The sequence below is a fragment of the Rothia sp. (in: high G+C Gram-positive bacteria) genome, assembly GCF_030540545.1.
Classification (GTDB): domain Bacteria; phylum Actinomycetota; class Actinomycetes; order Actinomycetales; family Micrococcaceae; genus Rothia.
In genome coordinates this window covers 1-1,028 of sequence record NZ_JAUNVZ010000133.1, presented here as the reverse complement: position 1 = coordinate 1,028, position 1,028 = coordinate 1, and the positions used below count along the sequence as shown (strand labels likewise).

General features: G+C 58.1%; 2 protein-coding genes. Both read right to left on the bottom strand.

All coding sequences use genetic code 11. From position 1 onward, the window contains the following. The coding region (locus tag Q4P78_RS09445; RefSeq protein WP_303340112.1) for a nucleotidyltransferase family protein at nucleotides 1-343 on the bottom strand (343 nt) is incomplete at its 3' end. A gap of 109 nt (nucleotides 344-452) precedes the next feature. Continuing rightward, on the bottom strand, nucleotides 453-1,028 hold a 576-nt coding region (locus tag Q4P78_RS09440; RefSeq protein WP_303340111.1), incomplete at its 5' end, for a CpsD/CapB family tyrosine-protein kinase.

Genomic DNA, 1,028 nt, shown 5'->3' with positions numbered 1-1,028 from the left:
CGCCCAGGCCGGGGAAGAACCGGTGTATGTCGGTCAGCCCCCACGCATCGTGGTGAAGGGTCATGGCGTGCTCAAATACTGAGCCGGTTTCAAAGTGCGCTTGGATACTCCACCCCTGAGCTATAAGCGCCTGCACGAACCGGTCCACATGTGAGGGGCGTACCAGCAAATCCACGTCGGTGCTGTGCCGCTCGGGACGGTACACCTCCGGGCCGAATGCGTACCCTTTAACGTGCAGAATATCTATGCCGTTGGCGTTGGCGACGCGCTGAAAGTAGGCGTGCGCCAGCATAATACGTGCTTTGAGCGGCGCTGAGGCGGCCTGCCGTTCAGTTTTTTCCACAGGGTGTCTTCCAGTTAGTTTTTGAAGCGTGTGCTGTAGCTACAGTATAGGGCGGGGACAAGGCGCAATGTCTTATCCCCGCCCCGGTTAACTGCTGCGGGCGGTAAACCTATTTCTTGGCTTTCTTCCGAGACTTCACTTTTTTCTTCGTGCCGTCTTTTGAGTAGCCGTAGTAGGTTGCGTACCCCACGTAGCTGTTGGCGTAGCCGAAGCCGTAGTAGGAGTTACCCAGGCCCTTACGCGGCGCGCGGTTCAGCACCAGACCGAAGAGGTTAGCATTCACCTTGTTCAGGTTATTGGTTGCCTCGGTCATCTGCTCGCGATGGCTCTTACCGATCGAACCAACCATAATCACGCCATCTACCGCGTAGGAGAGCAGTGAGGCATCGGTGACGGGCAGCAGCGGTGGGGCATCCAGAACCACTACGAACTCTTCGGATAGTTCCCTGACCAGCTGGCGCATCTTATCGGAGCCCAGCAGCTCTGAGGGGTTCGGGGGGATACGTCCGGCGGTGAGCACGAACAGGTTGGATTCCTCCAACTGGTACACGGCCTCAGCAATATCGACCTGACCGGCCAGCACCTGGGTGAGACCGACCTTCGCATCAACGTTGAGTTTCTTCGCCAGGGTGGGGCGGCGCAGGTCAGCATCGATGAGGATGACAGCCTGACCAGACTCAGCCAT